This window comes from Desulforamulus reducens MI-1, assembly GCF_000016165.1.
Taxonomy (GTDB): Bacteria; Bacillota; Desulfotomaculia; order Desulfotomaculales; family Desulfotomaculaceae; genus Desulfotomaculum; species Desulfotomaculum reducens.
This window is the reverse complement of the sequence record NC_009253.1, coordinates 2,237,071-2,263,651: the sequence shown is the minus strand read 5'-3', so window position 1 is coordinate 2,263,651 and position 26,581 is coordinate 2,237,071. Positions and strand designations below refer to the sequence as shown.

At 43.9% G+C, this 26,581-nt stretch carries 31 protein-coding genes; 29 read left to right on the top strand and 2 right to left on the bottom strand.

The window, feature by feature from the left end; translation table 11 throughout:
• The first annotated feature begins 75 nt into the window (after positions 1–75).
• The 8 genes from ftsY to DRED_RS10970 all read left to right on the top strand — a co-directional run bounded on the left by ftsY (position 76) and on the right by DRED_RS10970 (position 7,934).
• On the top strand, positions 76–1,005 hold the full coding sequence (ftsY, locus tag DRED_RS11005) for a signal recognition particle-docking protein FtsY (RefSeq protein WP_011878390.1): 930 nt from the start codon (positions 76–78) through the stop codon (positions 1,003–1,005).
• Positions 1,006–1,163: 158 nt separating this feature from the next.
• Positions 1,164–1,364, top strand: coding sequence for a DUF1540 domain-containing protein (locus DRED_RS11000; protein ID WP_011878389.1), 201 nt, complete (start codon positions 1,164–1,166; stop codon positions 1,362–1,364).
• Between the two features lie 156 nt (positions 1,365–1,520).
• On the top strand, positions 1,521–2,312 hold the full coding sequence (gene mtnP, locus DRED_RS10995) for an S-methyl-5'-thioadenosine phosphorylase (protein WP_011878388.1): 792 nt from the start codon (positions 1,521–1,523) through the stop codon (positions 2,310–2,312).
• A 6-nt stretch (positions 2,313–2,318) separates the two neighbouring features.
• Positions 2,319–3,359: an S-methyl-5-thioribose-1-phosphate isomerase gene (mtnA, locus tag DRED_RS10990; RefSeq protein ID WP_011878387.1), complete on the top strand. Its 1,041-nt coding sequence runs from the start codon at positions 2,319–2,321 to the stop codon at positions 3,357–3,359.
• A gap of 10 nt (positions 3,360–3,369) precedes the next feature.
• The gene (locus tag DRED_RS10985) at positions 3,370–4,626 is read left to right on the top strand and encodes an adenosylhomocysteinase (RefSeq protein ID WP_011878386.1); all 1,257 of its coding nucleotides are present in this window, start codon (positions 3,370–3,372) and stop codon (positions 4,624–4,626) included.
• Positions 4,627–4,639: 13 nt separating this feature from the next.
• A complete protein-coding gene (locus DRED_RS10980) occupies positions 4,640–5,299 on the top strand; it encodes a class II aldolase/adducin family protein (RefSeq protein WP_011878385.1) in 660 nt (219 codons plus the stop codon).
• Positions 5,300–5,341: 42 nt separating this feature from the next.
• Complete coding sequence (locus DRED_RS10975) at positions 5,342–6,643, top strand: amidohydrolase (protein ID WP_011878384.1); 1,302 nt, start codon at positions 5,342–5,344, stop codon at positions 6,641–6,643.
• A gap of 115 nt (positions 6,644–6,758) precedes the next feature.
• On the top strand, positions 6,759–7,934 hold the full coding sequence (locus DRED_RS10970) for a class I SAM-dependent rRNA methyltransferase (protein WP_041274593.1): 1,176 nt from the start codon (positions 6,759–6,761) through the stop codon (positions 7,932–7,934).
• Between the two features lie 28 nt (positions 7,935–7,962).
• Here DRED_RS10970 and DRED_RS10965 read toward each other — a convergent pair whose 3' ends face one another.
• Both DRED_RS10965 and DRED_RS10960 read right to left on the bottom strand, forming a co-directional pair.
• The gene (locus DRED_RS10965) at positions 7,963–9,135 is read right to left on the bottom strand and encodes an AlbA family DNA-binding domain-containing protein (protein ID WP_011878382.1); all 1,173 of its coding nucleotides are present in this window, start codon (positions 9,133–9,135) and stop codon (positions 7,963–7,965) included.
• Positions 9,136–9,205: 70 nt separating this feature from the next.
• Positions 9,206–10,603 carry an aspartate aminotransferase family protein gene (locus DRED_RS10960; protein WP_041274919.1) on the bottom strand — a complete coding sequence of 466 codons (1,398 nt, stop codon included), beginning with the start codon at positions 10,601–10,603 and terminating at the stop codon, positions 9,206–9,208.
• 219 nt (positions 10,604–10,822) lie between these two features.
• Between DRED_RS10960 and ylxM the strand changes: the two genes are divergently transcribed.
• The 21 genes from ylxM (at position 10,823) to DRED_RS10855 (ending at position 26,580) form a co-directional block, all read left to right on the top strand.
• The gene (ylxM, locus tag DRED_RS10955) at positions 10,823–11,176 is read left to right on the top strand and encodes a YlxM family DNA-binding protein (RefSeq protein ID WP_011878380.1); all 354 of its coding nucleotides are present in this window, start codon (positions 10,823–10,825) and stop codon (positions 11,174–11,176) included.
• A gap of 39 nt (positions 11,177–11,215) precedes the next feature.
• Positions 11,216–12,556 carry a signal recognition particle protein gene (gene ffh, locus DRED_RS10950; protein ID WP_011878379.1) on the top strand — a complete coding sequence of 447 codons (1,341 nt, stop codon included), beginning with the start codon at positions 11,216–11,218 and terminating at the stop codon, positions 12,554–12,556.
• Between the two features lie 35 nt (positions 12,557–12,591).
• On the top strand, positions 12,592–12,861 hold the full coding sequence (gene rpsP / locus DRED_RS10945) for a 30S ribosomal protein S16 (RefSeq protein ID WP_011878378.1): 270 nt from the start codon (positions 12,592–12,594) through the stop codon (positions 12,859–12,861).
• Between the two features lie 24 nt (positions 12,862–12,885).
• Complete coding sequence (locus DRED_RS10940) at positions 12,886–13,113, top strand: KH domain-containing protein (RefSeq protein WP_011878377.1); 228 nt, start codon at positions 12,886–12,888, stop codon at positions 13,111–13,113.
• A 67-nt stretch (positions 13,114–13,180) separates the two neighbouring features.
• Complete coding sequence (locus DRED_RS10935) at positions 13,181–13,594, top strand: YlqD family protein (protein WP_011878376.1); 414 nt, start codon at positions 13,181–13,183, stop codon at positions 13,592–13,594.
• 3 nt (positions 13,595–13,597) lie between these two features.
• Positions 13,598–14,107 carry a ribosome maturation factor RimM gene (gene rimM, locus DRED_RS10930; protein WP_011878375.1) on the top strand — a complete coding sequence of 170 codons (510 nt, stop codon included), beginning with the start codon at positions 13,598–13,600 and terminating at the stop codon, positions 14,105–14,107.
• A 13-nt stretch (positions 14,108–14,120) separates the two neighbouring features.
• Positions 14,121–14,885: a tRNA (guanosine(37)-N1)-methyltransferase TrmD gene (gene trmD, locus DRED_RS10925; RefSeq protein ID WP_011878374.1), complete on the top strand. Its 765-nt coding sequence runs from the start codon at positions 14,121–14,123 to the stop codon at positions 14,883–14,885.
• 115 nt (positions 14,886–15,000) lie between these two features.
• A complete protein-coding gene (gene rplS, locus DRED_RS10920; RefSeq protein ID WP_011878373.1) occupies positions 15,001–15,348 on the top strand; it encodes a 50S ribosomal protein L19 in 348 nt (115 codons plus the stop codon).
• 55 nt (positions 15,349–15,403) lie between these two features.
• Complete coding sequence (gene lepB / locus DRED_RS10915; protein WP_011878372.1) at positions 15,404–15,961, top strand: signal peptidase I; 558 nt, start codon at positions 15,404–15,406, stop codon at positions 15,959–15,961.
• 81 nt (positions 15,962–16,042) lie between these two features.
• Complete coding sequence (gene ylqF / locus DRED_RS10910) at positions 16,043–16,897, top strand: ribosome biogenesis GTPase YlqF (protein ID WP_011878371.1); 855 nt, start codon at positions 16,043–16,045, stop codon at positions 16,895–16,897.
• A 153-nt stretch (positions 16,898–17,050) separates the two neighbouring features.
• Complete coding sequence (gene rnhB, locus DRED_RS10905) at positions 17,051–17,647, top strand: ribonuclease HII (RefSeq protein ID WP_011878370.1); 597 nt, start codon at positions 17,051–17,053, stop codon at positions 17,645–17,647.
• Between the two features lie 573 nt (positions 17,648–18,220).
• Positions 18,221–18,574: an NADH-quinone oxidoreductase subunit A gene (locus DRED_RS10900; RefSeq protein ID WP_011878369.1), complete on the top strand. Its 354-nt coding sequence runs from the start codon at positions 18,221–18,223 to the stop codon at positions 18,572–18,574.
• On the top strand, positions 18,565–19,155 hold the full coding sequence (locus DRED_RS10895; protein WP_011878368.1) for an NADH-quinone oxidoreductase subunit B: 591 nt from the start codon (positions 18,565–18,567) through the stop codon (positions 19,153–19,155). The genes DRED_RS10900 and DRED_RS10895 overlap by 10 nt, the downstream gene beginning before the upstream one ends.
• Complete coding sequence (locus tag DRED_RS10890) at positions 19,145–19,588, top strand: NADH-quinone oxidoreductase subunit C (protein WP_011878367.1); 444 nt, start codon at positions 19,145–19,147, stop codon at positions 19,586–19,588. Before DRED_RS10895 ends, DRED_RS10890 begins: the two co-directional genes overlap by 11 nt.
• A gap of 22 nt (positions 19,589–19,610) precedes the next feature.
• Entirely contained in the window at positions 19,611–20,711 is a 1,101-nt protein-coding gene (locus DRED_RS10885; RefSeq protein ID WP_011878366.1) for an NADH-quinone oxidoreductase subunit D, read from the top strand.
• Positions 20,712–20,730: 19 nt separating this feature from the next.
• Positions 20,731–21,780, top strand: a complete 1,050-nt coding sequence (nuoH, locus tag DRED_RS10880; RefSeq protein WP_011878365.1) for an NADH-quinone oxidoreductase subunit NuoH — start codon at positions 20,731–20,733, stop codon at positions 21,778–21,780.
• 5 nt (positions 21,781–21,785) lie between these two features.
• Complete coding sequence (locus DRED_RS10875; RefSeq protein WP_011878364.1) at positions 21,786–22,283, top strand: NuoI/complex I 23 kDa subunit family protein; 498 nt, start codon at positions 21,786–21,788, stop codon at positions 22,281–22,283.
• Entirely contained in the window at positions 22,283–22,801 is a 519-nt protein-coding gene (locus DRED_RS10870) for an NADH-quinone oxidoreductase subunit J family protein (protein ID WP_011878363.1), read from the top strand. Before DRED_RS10875 ends, DRED_RS10870 begins: the two co-directional genes overlap by 1 nt.
• A complete protein-coding gene (nuoK, locus tag DRED_RS10865) occupies positions 22,785–23,102 on the top strand; it encodes an NADH-quinone oxidoreductase subunit NuoK (protein WP_011878362.1) in 318 nt (105 codons plus the stop codon). The genes DRED_RS10870 and nuoK overlap by 17 nt, the downstream gene beginning before the upstream one ends.
• A 29-nt stretch (positions 23,103–23,131) precedes the next feature.
• Positions 23,132–25,069 (top strand): NADH-quinone oxidoreductase subunit L, encoded by a 1,938-nt coding sequence (gene nuoL / locus DRED_RS10860; RefSeq protein WP_011878361.1) that lies wholly within the window; start codon positions 23,132–23,134, stop codon positions 25,067–25,069.
• Positions 25,066–26,580 carry a complex I subunit 4 family protein gene (locus DRED_RS10855; protein WP_011878360.1) on the top strand — a complete coding sequence of 505 codons (1,515 nt, stop codon included), beginning with the start codon at positions 25,066–25,068 and terminating at the stop codon, positions 26,578–26,580. The genes nuoL and DRED_RS10855 overlap by 4 nt, the downstream gene beginning before the upstream one ends.
• Position 26,581: the final 1 nt, after the last annotated feature.

Genomic DNA, 26,581 nt, shown 5'->3' with positions numbered 1-26,581 from the left:
TAGCCAATTATATGGCATTATATTAGGGACAGGCTTTTACCAAAAATATTGAGGCTGTACTGGAGGTTTACGATAGTGGGCTTTTTTGACCGATTAAAAGAAAGCTTAACCAAAACCCGCCAAAGTTTTATTGAAAAAATTGATCAGGTGGTCACAGGTCGTACGGGCATTGATGAGGACCTTTATGAAGAATTGGAAGAAGTATTAATACAGGCTGATGTGGGAGTTAGTACAGCCATGAAATTGGTTGAACGGGTGCGCAAAGGTGTAAAAGCCAGAAATGTGCAGGAAGCTTCTCGTTTAAAGGAGATTTTCCAGGAAGAATTGGAATACCTGATGGGTGAAAAGATAACGCCCATTCAACTAAATCCCGAGGGACCCACCGTTATTATGGTGGTGGGGGTGAATGGTGTGGGTAAAACCACCACCATTGGGAAAATGGCCCATAATTTTAAAGAGCAGGGAAAAAAAGTTCTATTGGCAGCCGGAGATACTTTCCGGGCAGCTGCCATTGACCAACTGGAGATTTGGGCCGATCGGGTAGGGGTGGACATTATTAAACACCAGGAGGGTTCCGATCCCGGGGCTGTGGCCTATGATGCTGTTCATGCGGCCCGTTCCCGTAAAGCAGATATCCTTTTGGTTGACACCGCTGGCCGTTTGCATAATAAAAGCAACTTAATGGATGAATTGAGAAAGGTGCATAAAATTGTGGCCCGGGAAATGCCAGGGGCGCCCCATGAGGTACTGCTCGTATTGGATGCCACCACAGGACAAAATGCACTGAATCAGGTAAAAATATTTAGTGAGGCTGTTAATGTTACTGGCATTGCCCTCACCAAGTTAGATGGCACAGCCAAGGGTGGTGTGGTTACTTCTATTGTGACAGAAATGGCCATTCCCGTAAAACTCATTGGCATTGGTGAACGAATGGATGATTTACGTCCCTTTAATCCAAAGGACTTTATTAATGCCCTTTATGGTAAAACTAAAGACAATGCATAATCATTCTAAGAAAAGAACTTTTGGTGATGGCGCCCAGAAGTTCTTTTTCTTTTTCCAGAACCAGAATAGTATGAAGAATAAGAAATTAAGATACAAAGAATAAATACCCTATAAAAATCAAATCCTATGATTGGATTTAACTAAAAGGAGGGATATCAATGCCAGAAGTAGCATGCACAGTTTCCAACTGCAAGTATTATAAGCAAGGAAACTTTTGTACAGCAGATCAAATCATTGTACAAAATGATGCTCAAGGTGGCGGTTTTGGACCCAATGCACAGTTAAGTAATTTAGCTGCTACGCCAGCCAACAGTAACGATGACACCTGCTGCCAAACCTTTAAAAACGCAAATGGTTAAACAAGGAACACCCCGGCATGGGGTGTTTTTTGGTATATCGGAAAGTCCTTTTAAAAAATTAACCTGTTTTAGAGGAAAACATAACCAAGAAGGAGAATATTTGAAGTTTGTATAAACCATGCTAATCTTATATTTTGAGGAAAGGAAGGATCCATTGTGAGCGTCCGAATAGCGATCATTGGTGGAACCGGAGTTTATGACCCGAATATCTTAGATAACATAAGGGATGAAAAAGTGAGCACTGCCTACGGGGAAGTGGGTATGAAAATCGGCGACTATCAGGGGAAATCGGTGGCTTTCTTGAATCGTCACGGGGTAGGACATTCTGTGCCGCCGCATCTGGTAAATTATCGTGCAAATATTGCAGCTCTGAAGGAATTGGGTGTCAAGAGTATTTTTGCCACCGCAGCAGTGGGTTCTTTGAATAGAAACATGGCCCCGGGTCATTTCGTTTTTTCAGATCAATTTCTTGATTTTACGAAGGTAAGAAAGAATACTTTCTTTGAAGGCGGGGAGCAAGGGGTTGTACATATTGATATGACAGACCCCTATTGCCCGGAACTACGTAAAGTGTTAACTTCGGCTGCGGAAGACTTAGGGTTAACCTATCACCGCTACGGAACCTATGTTACCTGTGAGGGACCCCGCTTTGAAACTCCAGCAGAGATTAAAATGTATCAATTGCTTGGGGGGGACCTGGTGGGTATGACCAGTGTGCCAGAGGTTGTGCTGGCCCGTGAAAAAGAAATGTGTTATGCCAATATTTCTATGGTTACGAATTATGCGGCGGGTATTTCGCCAACCAAATTAACTCATCAGGAAGTATTGGATGTAATGGCAGAGAATGCTGGGAATTTAAAGAAGCTTGCCATGAAGGCCATCAGCTTAATTGACCCCGAAAGGGGTTGCCTGTGTCAGGAGGCATTGGAAAGGCTGAATAAGGAGTGATCATAATTGAACGCAATTATATGGGAAAATAACCAACTGCAGCTGCTGGATCAGACCAAGCTGCCCCGTACCATTGAATATATCCAGTGTACAGATTATCATACTGTTGGTAAGGCAATAAAAAAATTATCTGTTCGAGGAGCCCCGGCCATTGGAGCGGCTGCTGCCTATGGTCTGGTGGTGGGAGCGCAACAAGTGGATGCCACGGATCGGAAAACCTTTCTGGAAAAATTGGAAGCCATTGCTGGTGAATTGGGGGCAACCAGACCAACGGCGGTCAATCTCCGGTGGGCCTTGGATCGGATGATGATGCGTCTAAGTACTGCCCCAGAGCAGAATGTCGAAGACCTACGCAAAATCATGTTGGAAGAAGCCCATGCCATCTATAACGAAGATGTTGAAAGCAATCGAAAGATGGGCGAATATGGACAGGAGTTATTACCGGAGGAAGCCCGTGTACTGACCCACTGCAACGCTGGAGCCCTGGCAACGGCGGGTTATGGAACAGCCTTGGGGGTTGTGCGGGCTGCCCATGAAAAGGGTAAGAAGGTGCATGTTTATGCGGATGAAACCAGACCCCTTTTGCAAGGAGCCAGATTAACTTCCTGGGAAATGGTGCAGGAGGGAATTCCAGTGACCCTCATTACCGATAATATGGCTGGTTATCTAATGTCCAAAAAAATGGTTGATTGTATCGTGGTTGGTGCAGATCGGATTACTGCCAACGGCGATGTGGCAAACAAAATTGGTACTTATGGTGTGGCGGTACTGGCTAATCATCATAACATTCCCTTTTATGTGGCGGCTCCTCTGTCAACCATTGACATGAGTCTTTCATCCGGGGAGGAAATTCCCATTGAGGAAAGGGACCCCCAAGAGGTGACCCATCATGGTGGGCAGCCCATGGCTCCAGAAGGGGTTCAGGTATGGAACCCTGCCTTTGATGTGACACCAAATTCACTGGTAAAAGCGATTATTACGGAGAGGGGTGTTGTTTTACCGCCCTTTGCTGAAAACCTTGCTAAAATATGCTGTAATAAAAAGTAGGAGGAGTACTATGCCTGACTACATTGTACGAGATATTAACCTGGCCCCTGCGGGTCGTTTAAAGATTGACTGGGTTCGCCAACATATGCCGGTATTGAATGAAATCCGTGCACAGTTTGAAAAGGAGCAACCCTTTAAAGGGTACCGGGTGGCGGTATGCATTCACTTAGAGGCTAAAACCGCTTATTTGGCAGAAGTTTTGAGGGCCGGTGGTGCGGAGGTTTCCATTGCTGGTTCAAATCCGTTGTCTACCCAGGATGATGTTGCCGCAGCTCTGGCAGCGGCAGGACTGAATGTTTATTCCTGGTACAATGCTACCGATGAAGAGTATAAAGAACATCTACTGCATTTAATAGATGACCAGCCGGACATTGTCATTGATGATGGCGGTGATGTTGTTCAGTTGTTGCATACCGAAAGAACAGAAGCTGCTTCCCGGGTGCTGGGAGGTTGCGAGGAGACCACCACCGGGGTATTGCGCCTACGCTCCCTAGCCAAACAGGGGGAATTGAAATTTCCCATGATTGCCGTAAATGATGCCTATTGTAAGTATCTTTTTGATAATCGCTATGGCACAGGGGAGTCGGTATGGTCCGGTATAATGCGTACCACAAACCTGATTACTGCGGGGAAAACTGTAGTAGTAGCGGGTTACGGCTGGTGCGGTAAAGGTATCGCCATGCGTGCCAAGGGAATGGGGGCCAAGGTGATTGTTACAGAGGTCGATCCCGTAAAGGCCATCGAAGCTTATATGGATGGATTCCATCCCATGAATAGCTTAGAAGCTGCTAAACTGGGGGATATTTTTATTACAGTTACTGGATGCAAGGATGTGTTCACTGGCGTACACTATGAACGTATGAAAGACGGGGCTATTCTCTGTAATGCTGGACATTTTGATGTGGAGGTTAACAAACCAGATTTGCTAGCCTTAGCAACCTCCCGGAGGATTGTTAGAAAGGACATTGAGGAGTTTACCATGAAAGATGGCCGGAAAATTTACTTATTAGCAGAGGGGCGTCTAGTTAACCTTGCTGCGGGTGACGGACATCCGGCAGAGATCATGGATATGTCCTTTGCTCTTCAAGCCCTAAGCGCTAGATATGTGTTGGAGAATGCTAAAAAGTTATCTAATGAAGTATACGTGGTACCGAAGGAAATTGATGACCGAGTGGCCAATCTAAAACTAAAATCTTTGGGAGTGGATATTGATTCCCTCACGCCTGAGCAAGAAGCCTATATTAACGAGTGGAACCATGGTACCTAAGCAGGAGTTAGTAATGGTAAAGGCAACTGAAAAAGTAAGAGAAACGGTGGCCCGGCTGGGGAGAAAAATGTTGGAGTCTGGTTTGGTTGCAGGAACCTGGGGAAATATTTCCTGCCGGTTAGAGGCAGAGAATGTTGTGGTTATTACCCCCAGTGGTATGGATTATGCTAATCTGCAGCCTTCTGATATGGTTGTACTGGATCTAGACGGTCGGGTTATCGAAGGGTACCGAAAGCCATCCAGCGAGGCACCCCTGCACCTTGCAATTTATCGAGCCAGAAAAGATGTGTTGGGGATTGTACATACTCACAGTGAAGTGGCAACAGCCTTTGGAGTTTTAAGGGAGCCCATAGAACCCGTGGTAGAAGATGCAGCAATGCTAGTTGGCGGTCCTGTGGAAGTGGCCCGGTATGCTTTGCCGGGGACAGAAGAACTGGCTCAAAATGTAGTTAAAGCCCTTGGTGAACGCTATGCGGTACTGATGGCGAATCACGGGCTAGTGGGTGTTGGCCGAAGGGTTGAAGAAGCGTTTACGGTGTGTCAAGTGGTGGAAAAGTGCGCAAGGATCTATGCTTGGGCTAAATCCCTGGGCAAACCTGTCGTTATACCGGACCAAGATGTGTCCGAGCTATCTAGGATTTACCGTAGCTCTTATGGCCAGCCCCAAAAATAGAGAGCACCCCCAAAAGGGGAGCAGTTTTAGGAGAGATGAATTTTGAATAGACTACTTATCCGCGGGGCAACAATTCTAACCATGGAAGGTCCAGAAGCCATTATAGAGACCGGAGAGCTTTTAATTGAGGACGGCTGGATTACTCACGTAGGATTGCCAGGATCTGCATCCGGTTCCTTTGATATGGATGAGGTCATAGAAGCAGATGGTCAGGTGGCGATGCCGGGCTTTATTAACTGCCATACCCATGCTGCCATGACGCTACTCAGAGGATATGCCGATGACCTCCCATTGATGACCTGGCTATCTGAAAAGATATGGCCCTTTGAGGGTAGAATGACCAATGAGGATATTTACTGGGGAACCATGCTGGCCTGTCTGGAAATGATTAAGTCCGGAACCACCTGTTTTGGTGACATGTACGACTGTATGCATGATGTTGCCAGAGCAGTGGAAAAGACGGGCATGAGGGCAATGTTGTCCCGGGGAATGATCGGTATAGCACCCACTGCTGACAAAGCCCTGATTGAAGCAGAGGAACTGGCAAGGAACTGGAACGGCAAAGCAGATGGCAGGATTACGGTGATGGTAGCTCCCCATGCACCCTATACATGCCCACCGGATTACCTGGACAAGGCTATGAATTTAGCGGCCAAGCACAAGCTTGGCATCAATATCCATCTGGCGGAAACATTGACAGAATTTGAGGACATTAAAAAGCAGTATGGCAAGACCCCAGTGAAACATTTAGACCAATTGGGATTATTTAAATTACCCGTATTAGCTGCCCATTGTGTCCATTTAGATGAGGAAGATATGGATATTTTAGCCCAAAAGGCCATGGGTGTTGCCTATAACCCCCAAAGTAATATGAAGTTAGCCAGTGGCATCGCGCCGGTAGCCAAGTTACTGGAATTGGGTGCCACAGTTGGTATTGGTACGGATGGAACAGCCAGTAACAATAACCTGGATATGTTGGAAGAATTAAGGGCAGGCTCTTTTCTGCAAAAGGTTAGTACTATGAATCCAGAAGTGATACCAGCTTATCGTGCCCTACAGATGGCGACCATTGACGGTGCCCTGTGCATGGGGCTGGGAGACAGAGTGGGCCTGATAAAGGAAGGCATGCGGGGGGACGTTATTTTGCTGGATACCCAACAGCCCCATATGTGTCCCCGTCATAATTTGGTGGCAAATATAGCCTATGCCGCCAATTCTTCGGATGTACGCACCGTTGTGATTGATGGTAAGGTTGTCATGTTGGACAGGGTTGTTAAAACCATTGATGAGGAAAGGGTAATGTACGAAGTTAGGGAGCGAGCAGCACGTTTAGCCGGTAAATAGAATTGTTAGCCCGGAGGAGGAAGTGGGATACTTTATGCTCACTTCCATTTTTATATTAGCGCATAAATCATGTGGTGATACTATTAAGAATTGGGTGAATTGGGGGTTTGTATTGATGACCAAAGTAGTATTGCATCAGGGAAAACAGAAACGCATTGCTGGGGGGCATCCCTGGGTCTATTGGGGTGAAATAAAAGAAATTATTGGGGATTTTAATCCCGGTGATATCGTAGAGGTCGTAGATTTTCGTGATCGGTTTGTGGGGCGCGGTTATATCAACCCTGCATCGCAAATTACTGTTCGCATCATGACTAGGAATTCAGAGGAAGAAATTAACGAAGAGTTTTTCCGTAAGAGAATTCAAGGTGCCTGGGAGTATCGTCAGAAGGTTGTAAGGGAGAGCAACGCCTGTCGGGTTATCTTTGGTGAAGCAGATTTTTTACCTGCTTTAATTGTCGATAAGTTTGGTGATTATCTGTCTGTACAAACATTGGCCCTTGGTATAGATGTGCATAAGGAAACCATCTTTAAGCTTTTACAGGAAATTGTGCAACCTAAGGGGATGTATGAACGAAACGATGTATCGGTGAGAAAACTTGAGGGATTACCTCTGATAACCGGATTTATTGGAGAACCCTTTGACCCCAAGGTCGTGATAAAAGAAAATGGCATTCAATTTGTTGTGGACTTGGAGGGTGGCCAGAAGACAGGGTATTTCCTCGACCAAAGGGAAAATAGGATGGCTTTGCAGGGGCTGGTGAAGGGAAGCAGGGTACTGGACTGTTTCTGTCATACTGGTACCTTTTCCATGTATGCTACTAAATATGGAGCTAAGGAAGTTTTAGGATTAGATATAGCGGCCCCTGCTCTGGAAGTGGCCCGGGTCAATGCACAGTTGAACGGTTACGGTGATCGATGTACCTTTAAGGAATGCAATAGCTTTGATGAGCTAAGGGCCATGGAACGGGCGGAAGAGAAATTTGATGTGGTTATATTGGATCCGCCGGCCTTCACCAAGTCCCGTAAGGCCATAGAAGGGGCTATACGGGGATATAAGGAGATTAATCTGCGAGGCATGAAACTATTACCCCCAGGTGGTTATTTGATTACCTGTTCCTGTTCCTATCACATGCATGAGGATATGTTCCTGGACGTGATTTTAGATGCTGCCAGAGATGCCGGAAGGCAGCTAAGGCTGGTGGAACTAAGGCGCCAGGCCAAAGATCATCCAATGTTACTGGGTTATCCAGAAAGCCACTATCTCAAGTGTGTGGTATTGCAGGTCTGGTAGTCAGAGAAATAGGTCCGTGACCCCACAGCTATCTTGACAAATCCGATCTGGCTATGGTGTGGGTATCAAGGGCTTCGAAGCCAAAGCAGCGGTATATGTATCCCAGCAGGGGGTCAGCCAGTTGGCGAGGATTTTCCATGGTCTTTGCCTCCTTTGGGTTAAAACCGTAGGGGAGTATAATATCGGAATAATTGCAGCGGGGGTTTGGAACAGTTTTATAAAAGTCAAAAAATTTGGGGTCATCCAAACCTTTTCCTTCAATATTCTCTAGGGCAACTTTAAGGACAAATAACCCCATATACCCGCTGAAGCGGTACACCTCCCGGGCTAATTTAATGGTACGTAGCAGGGCTATCTGAAGGGTTTGATATTTTAGAAATTCTAACTGTCTAGGTTCACTGTCACGGTCAATGCTTTTTATAGAGGTAGGGATGGGTGTGAAATAGCAAATTACCCCGGATCGCAGAATCTCTAATCGCTGCTCATGGTCTTCAAAGGCAAAACCCTCCGGTTCGAAGCGAATGTTCTTGGGTAGAGTACCCTTCCAAATATTTCGGGCCATCCTTTTAAATCGGGAGATTCGTTCGGGTACAAAAAAAGGTTCAATCAAATTTAAATTAAGGGGAATAGGGCAGCACATGACTTTAAACATAACTTTTTCATGTTGGTTTTTTTGCATTTTTCGATTGATAAAGGCCTTAACCTCAATTTTATTGTGCCTGGATTTTTCGAATAATCGATCCAATATATGGCGGTCGGTTTCTCCTACGGGATCGGACCCTTCCATGTTTCTACGATAAATACGACCATCCCGCGTAATATGAGGCGGGTATGAACTTTCTGGAATACGAACAACCAGGATGCCCCTAGAGGGATCTGCTGATTTTAAAATCAGTTTGGAATCGAATAAAGGGACCGGAGTAATGGTATCTCGGCAGATATTTCTAAAACGATCCTTAGGATCGTTGGATATGCCAATCCCAGGAAATGAGGTGGGTACATTCCTGGGGTTACGCGCATCCACACCTATTAGTATCCAACCACCGAAGGTGTTGGCAAAACTGGCTACAATTTTAGCTAGGTGGGTTGGGAAATCCTCTTTATATTCAACATAAATTCCCTCGGAAGTTTCCGCCTCAATTAATTTGTCTAGATCCTCTTCTTCTAACTGTTCGATGGGTTTACCAAAGGGATTAATCATAGGTTCCTCCATGGTTTTTTATTTATTTTAGCACAATTTTTACTATAACCATATGGAACCTAAATAGTAATTAGGATTTAGTATGCGTTAGTTTCGAGATAATATTTTTAGCACCGGAACCGACCATGCTAAAAAATCCGGTGTGATTGGATAACACTTCTTCCAAAGCGTCGAGAACACGATCCAATTGTTCATAGGTGACAATCAAAGGTGGTTCCAAACGGATAACGTTAGGGTTGTTTAGGGTATAGGCAGTAATAATCTGGTGTTTGTTCAGCAATTCTCCAGCCACCAGACTACCCATGTATGCTTGGGCCAGTTTGTTGATAACATTCATGGTGAATTTAAGAGAATATTTGCCTGAGATTCTTTCGGGCGGCTGGAACTCTAACCCAATCATTAAACCACGACCCCGGACATCCTTTAACAAGGGGTATTTTTCCTTTAGATTATTTAAATGAGTCAAAAAATAACTACCTTTTTCGCGCGCCTGTTGACACAGATCTTGCTCCATAATAACCTCAATGGTTTTTAATGCTGCAGCACAAGCAGTGGTGTTTCCTCCAAAGGTAGAAGTGTGGAGCAGCGCTTTTTCCATTGTACCGTAAGCCTTTCGCCATATTTCATCGGTGGTTATATAGGCCCCGATGGGCATTACACCACCACCCAATGATTTAGCTAGGCAGAGAATGTCTGGCACCAGTTTTTCAGTCTCACAAGCAAAGAGAGCTCCGGTGCGGCCAAAACCTGTTTGAACTTCATCGGCAATGATGAGAGAACCATATTGGGCACATAGATTTTTAGCCTTAGCTAAATATCCCTTAGGAGGTTCTAGGATACCCCCTTCCCCTTGGATCGGTTCCACAATGAAGGCAGCCACATCCCTTGATCTAAGATGATCCTGAAGAGCTTCCAGATCACCAAAGGGAACCCCTATAGAAGGTGCAATTAATGGACGGAAGGGCTGTTGGTATTTTTCCCTGCCGGTGACGGATAAAGCACCAAAGGTCTTACCATGAAAGGAATTATGACAATGAACAAATTTTTGTCTGCCGGTGGCAATCCTTGCTAACTTTAAAGCACCTTCCACAGCTTCGGCACCACTGTTACAAAAAAAGGAGCGCTGGAGATTTCCAGGGGTCAAATGGGATAAATTATGGGCTAGAGCAGCTGTAATACCATTGATGGAGGATTGCAGCAAGTTGGGCATTGTTTTAACCCTTTGGATTGCATCCAGAATTTGTGGATGATTGTGACCCAGGTTTAAAGCGCCGTAGGCACCCAGGAAATCCAGATATTCATTGCCCTGATCATCAAAGACGGACACACCCTGGGCGGAAATAAATGGCGTATCAAAATTAATAAGACTTAACAGGGTAACCAGACTGGCGTTTACATACTGACTGTGCATTTCTTTAATTTCTCCCTGGGATAACCCAAGGGCCTGCTCAAGATTGATGGGAGCCATACAGCCACATTTACAGTGCTGGTGGGACAAGTCCACCACCTCCTAATATTTCTTTTATCAATAAAGTATGTGGACGGGCTGAACAAATGACAATTAATTAAAAACAAAGAAAGTTTACCTATAAAATCTTTTCCCTTGACAGGGTGGAGTCTCTTCAGTAAAATAAATCTGTAAAGTGAAAGTCCTTTATACTCAAATGGGTGAAGGGGGGACTAAACTTTGAAAGAGTTTCATAAAATTAATCTTCTAAATGACTATTATGGCAGCCTCTTAACAGAAAGACAGCAAAATTTTATTGAATTGTATTATGGAGAAGATTTATCACTGGGCGAAATAGCAGAACAATACAATGTGACCCGGCAGGCTGTTCATGATACATTAAAGAGAGCCGAGCAGACCTTAACAAACTATGAAGAAAAACTGGGACTGGTCAGTAAGTTTAGTCAGGAATCCAAGTCCTTGGTAGAAGTAATAAATCTGCTTGATGGATACGAATCGGGTGAGGCACCCGAAGGATTGGAAAAATCCAAAGGCATACTAAAAAAAATATTAGAAAAACGCCAGGATCTTTAAATCGTTAATCCATAAATAATATGTAAAGGAGGCGTCTGAATGTTTAAGGGCTTAGGCGAACGACTGGATGAAATTTTCAAATCGTTAAAGGGTAAAGGACGCCTTACCGAAGATGATGTTAATCATGCTATGCGGGAAGTTAAGATGGCTCTCTTGGAGGCAGACGTTAACTTTAAGGTTGTTAAAGAATTTGTGGCTCAGGTAAAGGGAAGGGCTGTTGGACAGGATGTTTTGGAAAGTCTCAGCCCGGCCCAGCAAGTTATCAAAATTGTTAGGGACGAGTTAACAGAATTACTGGGCGGTACCCAGGCAAAGATAAATCTTTCACCTAAGCCCCCCACCATTATTATGCTGGTGGGTCTGCAGGGTGCTGGTAAAACCACCACAGCAGGCAAATTAGCAAAGCTATTAAGTAAGCAGGGGCGTCGGCCTTTAATGGTGGCTGGAGACATTTACCGCCCGGCTGCCATTAAGCAATTACAGGTTCTGGGTGATCAGCTAAATATTCCGGTATTTTCCATGGGACAAGAAAATCCCGTTAAAATTGCCCAATCAGCGGTGGAACAAGCCAACAGTACTGGTAGGGACTTAGTGATTATTGATACAGCGGGTCGACTACACATTAATGAAGAATTAATGGATGAACTGGCCAATATTAAATCTACTGTTAGGCCCCATGAAATCCTGCTGGTTGTAGATGCCATGACAGGTCAAGAAGCTGTTAATGTGGCGGATACCTTTAACCAAAAGCTTGGTTTAGATGGTATTGTTATGACCAAGCTAGACGGTGATGCCAGGGGTGGTGCTGCTTTATCCGTTAGGAAGGTAACTGGGACACCCATTAAGTTTGCCGGCATGGGCGAAAAATTAGATGCTTTGGAACCCTTTTACCCGGATCGCATGGCAGACCGGATTTTGGGCATGGGTGATGTCCTAACCCTAATCGAGAAGGCCCAGGCAAATTTTGATGCTGAGCAGGCTGCCAAATTAAACAAGAAAATTCGTCAGGCGGATTTTAATCTGGAGGATTTTTTGGAACAGATGCAGCAAGTAAAAAAGCTAGGTCCACTGGAACAAGTACTAGGTATGATTCCGGGTATGGGTAAATTAACCAAGCAGCTTAAAGATCAGCAACTGGATGGCAAAGAATTGGCACAAGTGGAAGCCATAATTTACTCTATGACTGTTTGGGAACGCCACCATCCTGAAAAGATCGATGGCAGCCGTAAAAAAAGGATTGCCCGGGGCAGTGGCACAAGGGTACAGGATGTAAATCAATTGTTAAAGCAGTTTGAACAAACAAGAAAGATGATGAAACAGATATCCAATATGACCAAGGGTGGCAAGAAGGGAAAAATGAAATTACCTTTCTTTCAATAAATAATTTGATACCTGTTTAAGGAGGTGAAAATACAATGGCTGTTAAAATTCGTCTGAGACGTATGGGGGCTAAGAAAAACCCCTTTTACCGTATAGTGGTTGCCGATTCCCGTTCTCCACGTGACGGCCGTTTCATTGAGGAGATTGGTTATTATGATCCCATCAAGAAACCCGCTGAAGTAAAAATTGACGAGGCAAAGGCTCAAGATTGGTTAAAGAAAGGCGCCCAGCTTTCTGATACTGCCAAGTCACTGTTCGTAAAAGCCGGTATTATCCCAGGTCGGGCCAAGACCAATGAGGCCTAAGGTTTCCAGGGGAGGTCCAGAACTGTGAAAGAACTTGTAGAAATACTTGCCAAAGCCTTGGTAGATCAACCGGACAAAGTTGAGGTAACCATGGTGGAAAAGGAAAGATCCGTGGTTATTGAGCTTAGGGTGGCACCCGAAGATATGGGTAAAGTCATTGGTAAACAAGGGCGTATTGCCCGGGCCATTCGTTCGGTGGTTAAGGCTGCGGCAACAAAGCAGCGCAAAAAAGTTGTAGTTGAAATTGTTTAGCGGTTGGATAACCGGTTTGTAAAGGGGGCTGCAAAGCCTCCTTTACTATCATCTAGGGGGTAATTCAATGTTAACCATTACTCGCCCTGTTATGGTAAAGGTTCGTGTAACCGATCAATATAAAAGGATGTTAGCTGTGGAATTTCAACAAAAGGTAACAAAGCTGGAATTAGAACTCAAGCAATTGGAGTTTCAAACTGGTAAATTAATGGAAATTGCTAAGAAAAATCCCAGTGCAGCAGAGGCCGCCCTGACCCAGGTAGAGCAGGAAAAACAGAAACGATTGGATACCAGGCTTATGCTGTTGGATAAAATAAAAGATGTTGGAAAATTAGTCAATGGTTCCGAAGTCCTGCAGGGTAAAGTCGAGAGTTTTGTTCAAGTACAAGTGGGAGATGACTGGAACCAATTGATGAATGCCGAAATTATTCTTGAAGACGGAAAAGTGGTAGAAATTCGTGCTTTACATCCGGAGGGATAACAATTGTCAGAAGAGTACATAACCGTTGGAAAAGTTGTGAACACCCAGGGAATCCAGGGGGAGGTAAGGATCATTCCTACCACGGATTTTCCGGAACGATTTGTAAAAAATGATAAGATATCTGTTCTGCTCCGGGGTCAACGCAGGGATTATACCATTGAAAGAGTTTGGGAACACAAACAATTTATAATTATAAAATTTTCTGAAATTCCAGATATGACAGCCGCCGAAAAACTAAAGGGTGGACTACTACAAGTTACTATGGAGGAATTAGTTCCGCTGCCCGAAGGCAATTATTATATCTTTCAGATTGTTGGATTAAAAGTTGTTGATGAAAACGAACAGGAATTGGGAACCGTAGCCCAGGTATTACAAACCGGAGCCAACGATGTTTATGTGGTGAAAAGAAGTGAAGGAAAAGATATTTTAATTCCCGCCATTAAATCCGTTGTTAAGGAAATTAATATTACCGAAGGAAAAATGAAAGTCGAACTACTGGAAGGATTAATATAAATAGGGTGAAAACATGAGAATAGATATTCTGACACTTTTTCCTGAGATGTTTCAAGGACCGTTCAACCACAGTATTCTCAAGAGGGCCCAGGAAAACAATCTTCTACAAATCGACACTATCAATATACGGGATTTTTCCCAAAACAAACACCATACAGTGGATGACACTCCCTATGGCGGTGGTGCAGGCATGGTGATGGGTCCGGAGCCTTTGTTTGAATGCTTTGATCACCTAAAAGCAAAGAACGCTGGTCAGGTTGGCCGGGTAATCATGATGTGTCCCCAGGGGGAGCCCTTTACCCAAGAATATGCTAAGGAATTGGCCAGAGAAGAAAATTTGGTTATTGTCTGTGGCCATTATGAGGGAATTGATGAAAGAGTTCGAGAAGTATTGGTAACGGATGAAATATCCATTGGTGACTATGTTCTCACCGGTGGTGAACTGCCTGCAATGGTGGTTGTTGATGCTGTGGCCAGGATGATTCCTGGCGTATTGGGTGAGACTGCCAGTGCTGAAGAAGACTCCTTTTATAACGGTCTGTTGGAGCATCCCCATTTTACTAAGCCCAGGGAGTATAGAGGTTACGAAGTGCCTGAAATTCTACTGTCCGGTCACCATGGGAATATACGAAAGTGGCGCAGACGGCAGTCCCTTCTAAGAACCCTAGAACGTCGACCAGAGTTACTAAAAGATGTAGAATTATCAAAGGAAGATAAGAAAGTTTTACTGGAACTGCAAAATCTTCTGTTATCTTTAAACCTAAAGCAGATGAAATAGAAATTCTTGCCCAACAGGGCAGAATATGATATAATCTCAAATGTTGGTTAATTACGGACGGTCCGCTGCCTCTGGGAAAGGTAAGAACGTCTAGGCGAGGAAGGGGGTCAAACAAGTGAACCTCATTCAGTCTTTAGAACAAGAGCAAATTAAAAAAGAACTTCCGTCTTTCAGACCTGGTGATACCATTAAGGTTAACTACAAAGTTATTGAAGGTAACCGTGAACGTATTCAGGCCTTCGAAGGTGTTGTTATTCGTCGTCGTGGCGGCGGATTAAGCGAAACCTTTACTGTACGCCGTATTTCCTATGGCGTAGGTGTAGAGAGAACATTTCCTCTGCATGCTCCCAAAATTGACAGCATTGAAGTGGTTCGTCGCGGTAAAGTGCGTAGAGCCAGACTTTACTACTTGCGCGCTCTGCGTGGCAAAAAAGCTCGTATTAAGGAGCTTAGCACTCGCTAAACTAGAGGGGACTGGCAACCAGTCCCTTTTTTGGCTTTTGGGGAGGGTATGACTTATGGAGCGGTTGGATCCACATAATGATGAACAAAAAGAAACCAAACCCAAAAAATCAGTTATTCGTGAGATGTTGGAATCGGTTGTTATAGCAGTTTTGTTGGCTGCTGTTATTCGCCTATTTATTTTAGAACCATTTTTTATACCATCTGGTTCAATGGAGCCCAATTTAATGATAGGGGACAGAATTATTGTCAGTAAGATCACCTATCATTTAAAAGAGCCCCAGAGGGGAGATATTATTGTCTTTAAGTTCCCCTTAGATCCCAGTCGAAATTTTGTGAAAAGATTGATTGCTAAAGGTGGAGAAACCGTAGAGATCAAGAATAGTGTTTTATATATAAACAATCAGCCCATTGAAGAGAACTATTTGCCAAAGGGACTTAAATTTAAGGATTTTGGTCCTGAGATTGTTCCAGAGGGCCATTACTTTATGATGGGTGATAATCGGAATAACAGTGATGACAGTAGAGTTTGGGGCTTCTTGGATAAGGAGCTAATCATTGGTAAAGCAGAAGTCATTTACTGGCCCCTGAACAGGATTAGTTTAGCTAAATAATATTTTTTAGATTTAAGCTTTCGAAGAGGCTGTTTCCGGGTAAACTCTTACGGAAGCTTTTATTTTTATGGAGGTACCAAAGTGGATATTCAGATTCAGTGGTTTCCAGGGCACATGGCCAAAGCCAAACGTCAGGTGCAAGATGCTCTAAAATTGGTGGATGTAGCCTTTGAACTTTTGGATGCCCGTATTCCTGTTAGCAGCAGTAACCCAATGATTGATCAAATACTGGGGCAAAAACCAAGGGTGATTATTTTAAATAAAAGTGATCTTGCTGATCCAAGCATTACCAAGCAATGGCAACGGGCCTTGGATCGACCCTATATTAAAGCTATAGCTGTGGATACTATTAAGGGAGAAGGACTCAAAGAGGTGCCAAGGGTGGCTTCTATGTTGGTGGCCGAGCAGATGGCCAAACTTGCTGCCAAAGGAAGACGCCCCAGGGCCATTCGTTGTATGGTACTGGGTATACCTAACGTGGGTAAGTCAACCTTTATTAACCGTCTGGTGGGCAGAAAAGCAACCAAGACCGGTGATACGCCGGGTGTTACCAAAGGCCAGCAATGGATTCGGACCCAGGGTTCCTTAGAACTATTGGATACCCCGGGGATTCTGTGGCCAAAATTTGAAGACCCTGAAGTCGGCTACAAGTTGGCTGTAACTGGCGCTATCAAAGAACAGGTTTTTGATATCTATGAAGTGTCCCTTAAACTTTTGCAATGGCTGGCTGAATATAACCCAGAGAAATTAAAGGAAAGATATAGAATGAATGAACTAAATCCGGAAGCCACAAAGCTATTATGGGATATTGGAGTCAAAAGAGGTCTGCTGGTATCTGGCGGTTTGGTGGACGAATCAAAGGTTGCCCAGCTTATTCTAAAAGAGTTCCGGGAAGGACTCCTGGGACGTTACACCCTGGATTTACCCCCCATGTAAAATAACATAGTAATAAACAGGGAAGATTTCCCCTGGAAGCGAATACCCAGGGGAAATATAATGTTAATGATCCATGCATGTTGACTAGCTAGAATGCTATTATATTTTTGTAAGTCTAATAGGATTATAAGCAGGGGCTAAGGAGGATAGAGTATGGTTTTGGAATGCGGTGTGGATGAGACGGGTCGTGGATCTTGTATTTCAGGAATATATGCTTCGGCTTGCATTCTTGATCCGGCACACCCCATTGAGGGGTTAAGGGACTCAAAAAAACTGAGTGCACGTAAGAGGGAGATTTTAGCAGAGGAAATAAAGCAATACGCATTAAGCTGGTGCATTGCGCAGGCTAGTCTAGAAGAAGTTGAACAGCTAAATGTACATCATGCTACATTGCTTGCTATGAAGCGGGCCATAGAAGGTCTAAGCATTAGAGCTAATAAGGTTTATGTGGATGGTATTCATTTACCAGAGGTTGACATTCCGGCTGAAGCCATTGTAAAGGGAGATGATCTTATCCCTGCCATTAGTGCAGCTTCAATACTGGCTAAAGTAGCTCGGGATGGAGCGATGCTTGAGTACCATGAAAAATACCCTCAATATGGATTTAACAGTCACAAGGGGTATCTAACAAAGGCACACAGGGAGGCGCTTAAAAAATATGGACCCAGTCCAATACATAGAAAAACTTATGCTCCTATACGTGAACTTTTAGTTGGCAAGGACAATGAACAAATTGAAATGTTTGAATGATTATGCTAATTCCTTCATAAGTTGAAAAATAATTTAGATAATTTTTGCAACTTGTGAAGGAATTCTTATCTTATTTGGAAAATAATATTTATATTAATGTTTAAAGCATTTGATAAAACAAAAGGAAAAAAAGTGTTTAAAATTATCAAAATAATAAATAAATTGTTTCAATTGCGAATAATATTAAGGAGCAACTAATAATCTGAATTACAAAATGCAGACTTTCAGATTTTTAAGTCTGTTTTATTTTTATCTATGACTAATATCACAGGTAGTGTGTAATCCTTATCATTTAACGTAATAATTAAATGCTTTATTTTTGAGCAGAGGGGGATGCCCGTAGGTGTTCCAAAATTATACAATTTACCATTGGCCAGCACAGCAAACTGACACAAGATGGAACGGAAAGATTTTTTTGATACAGAATGGGACAAGATAAAGTGTGACTATTGATAGAGATAGTACGCTTCAGAAATAGTTGGCTAAGATTTTGCATTTTACATAAGTGGAAATAATTTTAGATTATTTCTATTGCAATACAGCTATTTAAATTTTAAGAAAGGAGTGTATAAATTGTCAGATTGGATAGGAGTGGCTTTGTTTATCGTGGTTGGTATTGTCTTTGGCGCCGGTGGGATGTTGACAAGCTTCCTTATTCATCCTCGCAGCAAAAATAAATTTAAGCTGGAAACCTATGAATGTGGGCTGCCAACAGAAGGCGCCACATGGGTGCGCTTTAAGACGCAGTATTTTACCTATGCCTTGATGTTTGTCATTTTTGATGTGGAAGTAATTTATCTTTATCCTTGGGCTGTCAGTTTTGTAGATCTTGGTTTGGCAGGACTTATTAAAATGTTTCTTTTCATCTTTATTCTTGTTTTAGGACTTTGGTATGCCTGGAAGGAAGGTGCACTTGAGTGGAAATAAAGGATCAAGACAAAGCCGCCAACCCGGTAGCTAAAGATGAGATGTATGAGGAAACCGTAAAACGTTTAAAAAAGCTAGGGGCTGAACCGGCTGTCATCGGGGAGGTTGCTCGAACCGTGTCCGTTGGTCCCTTGGAAAAACTCTTGAATCTGGCTAGGGCAAATTCACTCTGGCCTATGGGTTTTGGTTTGGCCTGTTGTGCCATTGAAGGCTTAATGGCAGCTAATATGGCTAGGTTTGATTTAGCCAGATTTGGCTATGAGGTAATGCGGGCATCTCCACGACAAGCAGACGTGATGCTGGTATGCGGCACGGTGACTAAAAAAGCAGCCCCCTTTGTGGTTCGTCTGTACGAGCAAATGGCAGAGCCAAAATATGTCATTGCCATGGGTAGCTGTGCTATTTCCGGTGGACCCTTTGTGGATTCATACAGTGTTGTTCCCGGGGTGGATAAATTAATCCCGGTGGATGTCTATATTCCTGGTTGTGCCCCCCGGCCCGATGCAGTTATTCATGGGTTTATGAAATTAAAAGAAAAAATTATTAATCCTGAGGTGGTGAAACGTGGCGATGAACGGTAAACCACTGGCAGAAATTATCCAAGAACTTACAAATAAATACCCTTCATTAGAGGTATCCGAAAAAGGACATTTAACAGTGCCGGTAGAGTCACTGATGTTATTTATGCGTGATTTAAAGGAAATTTACGGTTTTAATTATCTTACCAATGTAACTGGAGCGGATTATTTGGAGTATCTTGAGGTTGTCTATAACCTTTGTATCATAGGACATCCAGAAATGCTTCATGTAAAGACCAGGCTTGATCGAAATAACCCAGAGGTTCCCTCAATGGTGCCCATCTGGGGTGGAGCCATCTGGCAGGAAAGGGAAGTTTTTGACTTGCTGGGCATTGTCTTTACGGACCATCCTGATTTAAGGAGAATCTTACTGGCCGATGATTGGGAAGGTCATCCTCTCCGCAGGGATTATCAGTGGGAGGGTGGCCGAGAATAGGCCCTATGAGAGGTGATACACGTTGACCATTAAAACCGAAGAATTTTTATTAAATTTAGGTCCGCAGCATCCCAGTACCCACGGTGTTTTTAGAATTGTTTTAACCCTGGATGGTGAGACTGTAGTAAAGGCTGTACCGGTTCCGGGATATCTGCACAGGGGTATTGAAAAATTACTTGAGTCCAGAACCTATACTCAAGTTATTCCCTATACAGATCGTCTTGATTACTTGGCAGGTATGTTAATGAACTGGGGCTATGTACATGCTGTTGAAAAGCTAATGGAGGTTGAAATACCGGAAAGGGCTGAATATATTCGGGTTATTGTTGGGGAATTATCCCGAATTGCCAGCCACCTGGTGGCCACCGGTGCCTACGCAGCGGATATTGGAGGACTGACAGGCTTTATTTACACTTTCCGGGATCGTGAAGAAATTATGGACCTGTTTGAAATGATCTCCGGTGCCAGGCTAACTCCAAGTTTTATGCGGATAGGTGGTGTAGCCTATGATATTCCTGATGGTTTTATGGAGCGGTGCAAAAAGTTTGTAGATTACCTGCCTGAGGCCATTAAAGAATATAACACCCTAATTACCGGAAATGAAATCTTTCAAGCCAGGACAAAGAATGTTGCCATCTTATCGGCGGAAAAGGCCATTGATATGAGTCTGTCGGGTCCGGTCCTGAGGGCTACTGGTGTTAATTATGATCTTAGGAAGGTTAGGCCCTACAGTGTGTACGAGAGATTTGAGTTTGAGGTTCCCCTCGGTACTAAGGGTGACTGCTTTGATCGGTATTATATTCGCTTATTAGAAATGGAACAGTCAGCGAGGATTATTCAACAGGCCATGGATCAAATACCCGAAGGACCCATAAGGGCAAAAATACCAAAGATGATAAAACCTCCTGTGGGAGAAGCCTATGCAGAGATTGAAAGTTCTAAAGGGATTATGGGTACCTATGTTGTTAGTGACGGCAGTACCAAACCTTATCGGGTACACTTCCGCCGCCCATCCTTTGTAAACTTGGGTTATTTAAATGAAATGCTACGGGGCTGGAAGATAGCGGATGTTATTGCCATTCTTGGCAGCATTGATATCGTGTTAGGTGAAGTTGATGCTTAGATTGTAGGAGTGAGGCAAAGTGGAGAACTTATTTGTTAATTTAGCCAGCGGGTCTCGGACCCTGCTGGGGTCCGCTGGCCTACCCGGTGCGGCAACTGATTTCATAGTAATGTTCTTAAAATTAGGTGCTATTCTTGTATACATCTTAGTCAGTGCTCTCTGGCTGGTGTACATGGAAAGGAAAGTATCGGCCTATATGCAGTGTCGGATAGGTCCTAACCGGGTTGGACCCTTGGGTTTGTTACAGACCACAGCGGATATCGGGAAATTAATAAGCAAAGAAATTATTATTCCTAGATGTGTAGATAAAAAGTTGTTTTTGCTGGGACCTATGTTGATTTTTATGCCACCCTTGGCAGTCTTTGCTGTTGCTCCCTTTGGCAAAGATATGGTGGCCATCGATTTGAACATAGGAGTTTACTACTTCTTGGCTGTAGCTTCTTTATCAACTGTAATTGTCTGGATGTCTGGTTGGGCCTCTAACAACAAGTACTCCTTAATTGGAGGTATGCGCGTAGTGGCTCAAATGGTAAGCTACGAAATGCCTTTAATTTTATCCATTGTCGGGGTCATCATTTTAACCGGAACCTTAAACATGAGCGAAATTATCCAGGCACAGGAAGGAGTTTGGTTTATCTTTCTGCAACCCCTTGGTTTTTTAATTTACTTAATCGCAGGAGTTGCCGAAACAAACCGGGCCCCCTTTGACTTAGTAGAAGGAGAATCGGAAATTATCTGCGGACCCTTTACTGAATATAGTGGCATGGGTTTTGCCATGTTCTTTCTGGCTGAGTATGCCAATGTTGTGCTTGTTTCCGTAATGGCAACCACTTTGTTTTTAGGAGGTTGGCAAGCACCCTTTGGGCTTACTTTTATTCCATCCTGGATTTGGTTTTTGTTTAAAGTATATGTGATGATTTTTCTCTTCATGTGGTTCCGTTGGACCTATCCAAGGGTTAGGGTGGATCAGTTAATGGAATTTGGTTGGAAGGTACTGGTTCCTCTTTCTATTGCGAATATTTTCTTAACTGGTATTGGTAAATATCTGTATCAAACACTAGGGTGGTGATAGCATTGCATGGCAAGGGTCTAATAAAGGGTCTGGGAGTGACGATTAAGCATTTTTTTAAACCAAAGGTAACGGTGCAATACCCCGAGGTGCGATTGCCAATCCCAGAGAGATTTTTCGGCAGGCCACAGTTTTTTTATGATAAGTGCATTGCCTGTAACCAGTGTGTGAACGCTTGTCCCAATAATGTTATAAAACTGGAAACAGATACAGTGGATAAAAAGAAAGTGGTGACCAGATACGATTTTGACCAGCAGTACTGTATGTTTTGTGGTATGTGTCAAGAGGCTTGTCCGAAGGATGCAATTAAATTTTCGGATGACTTTGAGTTAACCCAATATAACCGCCCAGATATTAAGATTCAATTTGTTTCACCGGAGCAGGTTGAAAAGAAAAAAGAAGAACTTAGAAGGGCGGCGGCGGAAAAGGCTGCGGCTGAAGCAGCTAAAGCTAGGGAGGAAGCGAAGGAAAATCCCGAAGGAACAGGCAAGGAGGGGATGTAATGGAGGATACCAATGTGATGATAGCCTTTGTCCTGCTGAGCGGGTTGGTCCTGGGTTCTGCCCTGCTGGTGGTAACCTTAAAAAACTTGGTACACAGTGTTCTTTGGTTAATTGTTACTTTTATTGGGGTAGCGGGAATATTTCTTTTGCTTAATGCAGATTTTGTTGCAATGGTGCAAGTGCTGGTTTATGCGGGTGCAGTTTGTATCATGATTGCCTTTGGTGTTATGTTGGTCCAAAGACAGGATATGGAAAACTCTAACCCAATGAACAGCCGTTATAAAATTGCTTTTCCATTGATAGGTGGCCTCTTTATTTCTATTGGTTTACTAATGGCTAGGACCCGGTGGACCCTCAGTGGGGAAGCGGTGCCAGAAAAAACTGTGCAAGGCTTGGCACCGATCCTGTTAACTGATTATGTGATTCCCTTTGAAGTGGCGGCTGTTCTGTTGACTGTTGCCCTTACAGGTGCCCTGGTATTGGTCAAGGAGGTGAAGGCAAATGGGGACAGGTCTTAATCCCTCATATTTTATTGGACTGAGTGCAGCACTTTTTGCCATAGGTGCCTTTGGTGCCATCTCAAAGAAGAATGCCATTGCTGTACTCATTTCTATAGAATTAATGCTTTCTGCAGTTAATATTAACTTGGTGGCTATAAATAAATTTCTTACCCCGGAGGCTTTCATCGGACAGATATTTGCTATTTTTGTCATTACCGTTGCCGCTGCTGAAGTGGGCCTAGGATTAGCAATTGTCATTGCCATCTTTAGAAATAGGCATTCGGTAAACTTGGATGACTTTGATCTGATGAAATGGTAGGACACGGGTTGGAAGGTAGGTGTTAACAGATGGTTGAATTTGCTTTGGGTCATGCTTGGCTGGTACCTTTGTTACCTGCAATGGCCTTTGCCATTATTGTCTTTCTTACCAGGCCCTTACCAAAACTAAGCTCATCGATTTCTGTTTTAGCAATGGCATCTTCTTTTGTTTTGGCTGCAGCCATTGCTTACGGAGTATTTACCAATCCACACTTTATTGAAGAGCCGTTGGTTTATTCTCTGAGATGGTTTGGTATGGAAGAGTTTACGGTAAAGGTTGGGGTAATGCTGGATCCCACCTCTGCCATGATGCTTTTCATGGTTTCTTTGGTGGCAACTCTGATTCAGATATATTCCACGGGCTACATGGAGGGAGACCCTCAGTACTCAGTATTTTTCTCTTACATGTCACTCTTTGCAGCCTCTATGTTGGGATTAGTTATTTCCAGCAATTTGTTACAAATGTTTGTGATGTGGGAACTGGTAGGTCTTTGTTCTTATCTGCTGATTGGTTTTTATACCTTTAAAATTTCTGCCCGGGAGGCAGCCAAAAAGGCCTTTATGACCACCCGAATTGGTGACTTTGGTATGCTTTTGGGTTTGCTTTTTTTACAGATTCTCTTTGGCACCTTGGATTTAACCGAGTTGGCCCAGAGGGTTCCCAACTATGAACAATTAGGCATCTCCATTGGTTTGCTGACTCTTATTGCAATATTGGTATTTATCGGTCCCATTGGTAAGTCCGGTCAGTTCCCATTGCACGTATGGTTGCCGGATGCAATGGAAGGACCAACACCTGTATCAGCCTTGATTCACGCTGCTACCATGGTGGTTGCAGGGGTTTATTTGGTAGGGAGAACACTCTTCCTCTTTGCTGAAGTTCCAGGAGCCATGGAGGTTGTGGCCTTTACAGGGGCCTTTACAGCCCTATTTGCTGCCACCATCGCCATTACGCAAAGAGAAATAAAGCGTATCCTGGCCTACTCCACCGTATCCCAGTTGGGCTACATGATGCTGGCCTTAGGGGTCGGGAGTCTTTCAGCCAGTATGTTCCACCTCTGGACCCATGCCTTCTTTAAGGCATTGATGTTCTTGGCGGCAGGTTCAGTATTACACGCTTTACATGATAAGGCTGATGTTTGGAAGATGGGTGGATTGATTAAAAAGATGCCCATCACGGGTTGGACCTTTGTGATAGGGGGGTTAGCCATTGCAGGTATCCCTCCCTTTGCAGGATTTTGGTCCAAAGACGAAATCCTTGCCGTAACGCTGCAATATGCCAACCACGGACATGGCTTTGGATATGTTCTATTCTTTATGGCAGCCTTTACGGCCTTTCTTACAGCCTTTTATATGTGGCGCATGATATTCTTGGCCTTCTTTGGTCAAGAAAAACCGGAAAATCACCCCCATGAGTCTCCCTTAAACATGACTTTTCCGCTGATGGTACTGGCAGGCTTTGCCACCGTAGGAGGTCTGGTTGGTACACCATGGGCAAACCTCTGGGGTGAGTGGATTCATTTTGGACAGCCCCATCATGGGGAACCAGCCTACGGGTTAATGCTGTTATCAGTGGTTATTGCTGTAGCAGGCATAGGTTTGGCTTATATGCTCTACTTGAAGGATGAGGAAAAACAAAGGGCTAAGCAATTGGCAGAGAAGTACCAGGCCATCTACAACCTTTCTTACAATAAATATTATATCGATGAACTTTACCAGTGGTTCACTAGAAAAGTTGTGGATGCCGGGGCTAAAGTGCTGTATTGGTTTGATATTTACTTCGTGGATGGTGTTGTTAACGGACTGGCTAAATTTACTAGGGTGTCCGGGCAGGGTTTTAGATATTTTCAAACTGGTAAAATGCAGACCTACGCCTTGTTTTTCTTCCTCGGGTTGCTGGTAATAACTGTGGTGCTGGCCTTCGGAGATTCCACCTCAGCCGGTATCATGGGAGGTGTTAAATCATGAGTATCCCGGTACTAACTATAACCTTGCTTTCTCCTATGCTGGCTGCCTTTGTTATTATGTTTATCCCAAAGGAAGAAGAAAAGCTTTGTAAATGGGTAGCTGCCGCTGGTACAGGAACTGCGTTGCTCCTCAGCTTGTACGTTTATTTTGGGTACGACCAAACCTTGGGAGGCCTACAATGGGTAGATTTCGGCGGACCCATTCCGTGGATTCGAGACCTTGGGGTGTCCTATTATATGGCAGTGGACGGCTTGAGTTTACCGATGCTGCTGCTGACCAATCTAATCGGTTTTTCAGCCGTGTTTGCATCTTGGAATGTAACACTAAGGGCCAAGGAACTGATGATTTATTTACTTATTTTAATTGCTGGTGTTATGGGAACCTTTATAGCCCAAGACTTGTTTATCTTCTTGCTGTTCTATGAAGTAGTGGTTATTCCTATTTACATTATGGTTATCATCTGGGGGAGCTCAAAAAGAGTTACCAAAGAATATGCCGGTATGAAGCTGACCATTTATTTGTTAATTGGATCTGCCTTCCTGCTGGTAGGGGTTATTGCTACCTTTGTAAAGTCTGTAGCCATAACCGGTGTACCCAATATGAGCTTTGAAGCACTGGCACAGGTTGCCTTTCCGGAACAGTTCCAAATCTATATGTTTGCATTAATGCTAATCGGATTTGGATCACTGCTCTCCATGTGGCCCTTCCATTCCTGGTCACCGGATGGCTATGCTGGTGCCCCTACTGCAGTTTCTATGATTCACGCAGGGGTATTAAAGAAAATTGGGGGATACGGTCTGATTCGGTTTGCTGTTTTTGTACTGCCCTTGGGTGCTAAATTTTGGGCTCCCTATATTGCAGTTTTGGGTGTGATTGGTGTTGCCTATGCCGCAATGGGAGCACTGGCCCAAAAAGATCTTAAATATGTGGTCGGTTATTCCTCTGTGTCTCACATGGGATATGTACTACTGGGGGTAGCTTCCCTACAAGTGATTGGGGTTAACGGGGCTGTGGCGAATATGTTTGCCCATGGTGTGATGGCAGCTTTGTTCTTCTCTATGATTGGATTTATTTATGAAAAGACCCATACCCGTTGGATTCCAGATCTAGGGGGGATATCCCATCAGGCACCTCGGCTGTCCGTAGGTTTTATGATGGCAGCCTTGGCTTCCTTGGGTTTACCGGGGTTAATTAGTTTCGTGCCCGAGTTTGTAATTTTTGTACAATCCTTCAAGAGCTTTGGTTTACTGGCAGTGGTGGCCATTGCCGGAATTATTATAACAGCGTTGTATGTACTACGGGCCGGTGCCAACACTCTCTTTGGACCTGCCAGAGAAGAATACAACCATATTAAAGACATTCGGGGAGCTGAACTGGTACCGCTGGTTGTACTGGGTAGCGTTCTGGTCATTGGAGGAATACTTCCCTCACTGCTGTTTGATATGGTGAATAGCGGGGTAGCGCCTATTCTGGCACATATTAATGAAGCCCTGCAGTTAGGGGGGAGATAAA

Excerpts from the sequence above, each read along its gene's own strand:
- DRED_RS10980 (WP_011878385.1), top strand. The coding sequence starts at position 4,640 with ATGGTAAAGGCAACTGAAAAAGTAAGAGAAACGGTGGCCCGGCTGGGG.
- nuoK (WP_011878362.1), top strand. The coding sequence starts at position 22,785 with ATGGGGACAGGTCTTAATCCCTCATATTTTATTGGACTGAGTGCAGCA.
- DRED_RS10970 (WP_041274593.1), top strand. The coding sequence starts at position 6,759 with ATGACCAAAGTAGTATTGCATCAGGGAAAACAGAAACGCATTGCTGGG.
- DRED_RS10855 (WP_011878360.1), top strand. The coding sequence starts at position 25,066 with ATGAGTATCCCGGTACTAACTATAACCTTGCTTTCTCCTATGCTGGCT.
- DRED_RS10985 (WP_011878386.1), top strand. The coding sequence starts at position 3,370 with ATGCCTGACTACATTGTACGAGATATTAACCTGGCCCCTGCGGGTCGT.
- rnhB (WP_011878370.1), top strand. The coding sequence starts at position 17,051 with ATGGTTTTGGAATGCGGTGTGGATGAGACGGGTCGTGGATCTTGTATT.
- nuoL (WP_011878361.1), top strand. The coding sequence starts at position 23,132 with ATGGTTGAATTTGCTTTGGGTCATGCTTGGCTGGTACCTTTGTTACCT.
- DRED_RS10890 (WP_011878367.1), top strand. The coding sequence starts at position 19,145 with ATGAACGGTAAACCACTGGCAGAAATTATCCAAGAACTTACAAATAAA.
- DRED_RS10935 (WP_011878376.1), top strand. The coding sequence starts at position 13,181 with ATGTTAACCATTACTCGCCCTGTTATGGTAAAGGTTCGTGTAACCGAT.
- DRED_RS10960 (WP_041274919.1), bottom strand. The coding sequence starts at position 10,603 with ATGGCTCCCATCAATCTTGAGCAGGCCCTTGGGTTATCCCAGGGAGAA.
- lepB (WP_011878372.1), top strand. The coding sequence starts at position 15,404 with ATGGAGCGGTTGGATCCACATAATGATGAACAAAAAGAAACCAAACCC.
- rpsP (WP_011878378.1), top strand. The coding sequence starts at position 12,592 with ATGGCTGTTAAAATTCGTCTGAGACGTATGGGGGCTAAGAAAAACCCC.
- DRED_RS10870 (WP_011878363.1), top strand. The coding sequence starts at position 22,283 with ATGGAGGATACCAATGTGATGATAGCCTTTGTCCTGCTGAGCGGGTTG.
- trmD (WP_011878374.1), top strand. The coding sequence starts at position 14,121 with ATGAGAATAGATATTCTGACACTTTTTCCTGAGATGTTTCAAGGACCG.
- DRED_RS10965 (WP_011878382.1), bottom strand. The coding sequence starts at position 9,135 with ATGATTAATCCCTTTGGTAAACCCATCGAACAGTTAGAAGAAGAGGAT.
- ffh (WP_011878379.1), top strand. The coding sequence starts at position 11,216 with ATGTTTAAGGGCTTAGGCGAACGACTGGATGAAATTTTCAAATCGTTA.
- DRED_RS11000 (WP_011878389.1), top strand. The coding sequence starts at position 1,164 with ATGCCAGAAGTAGCATGCACAGTTTCCAACTGCAAGTATTATAAGCAA.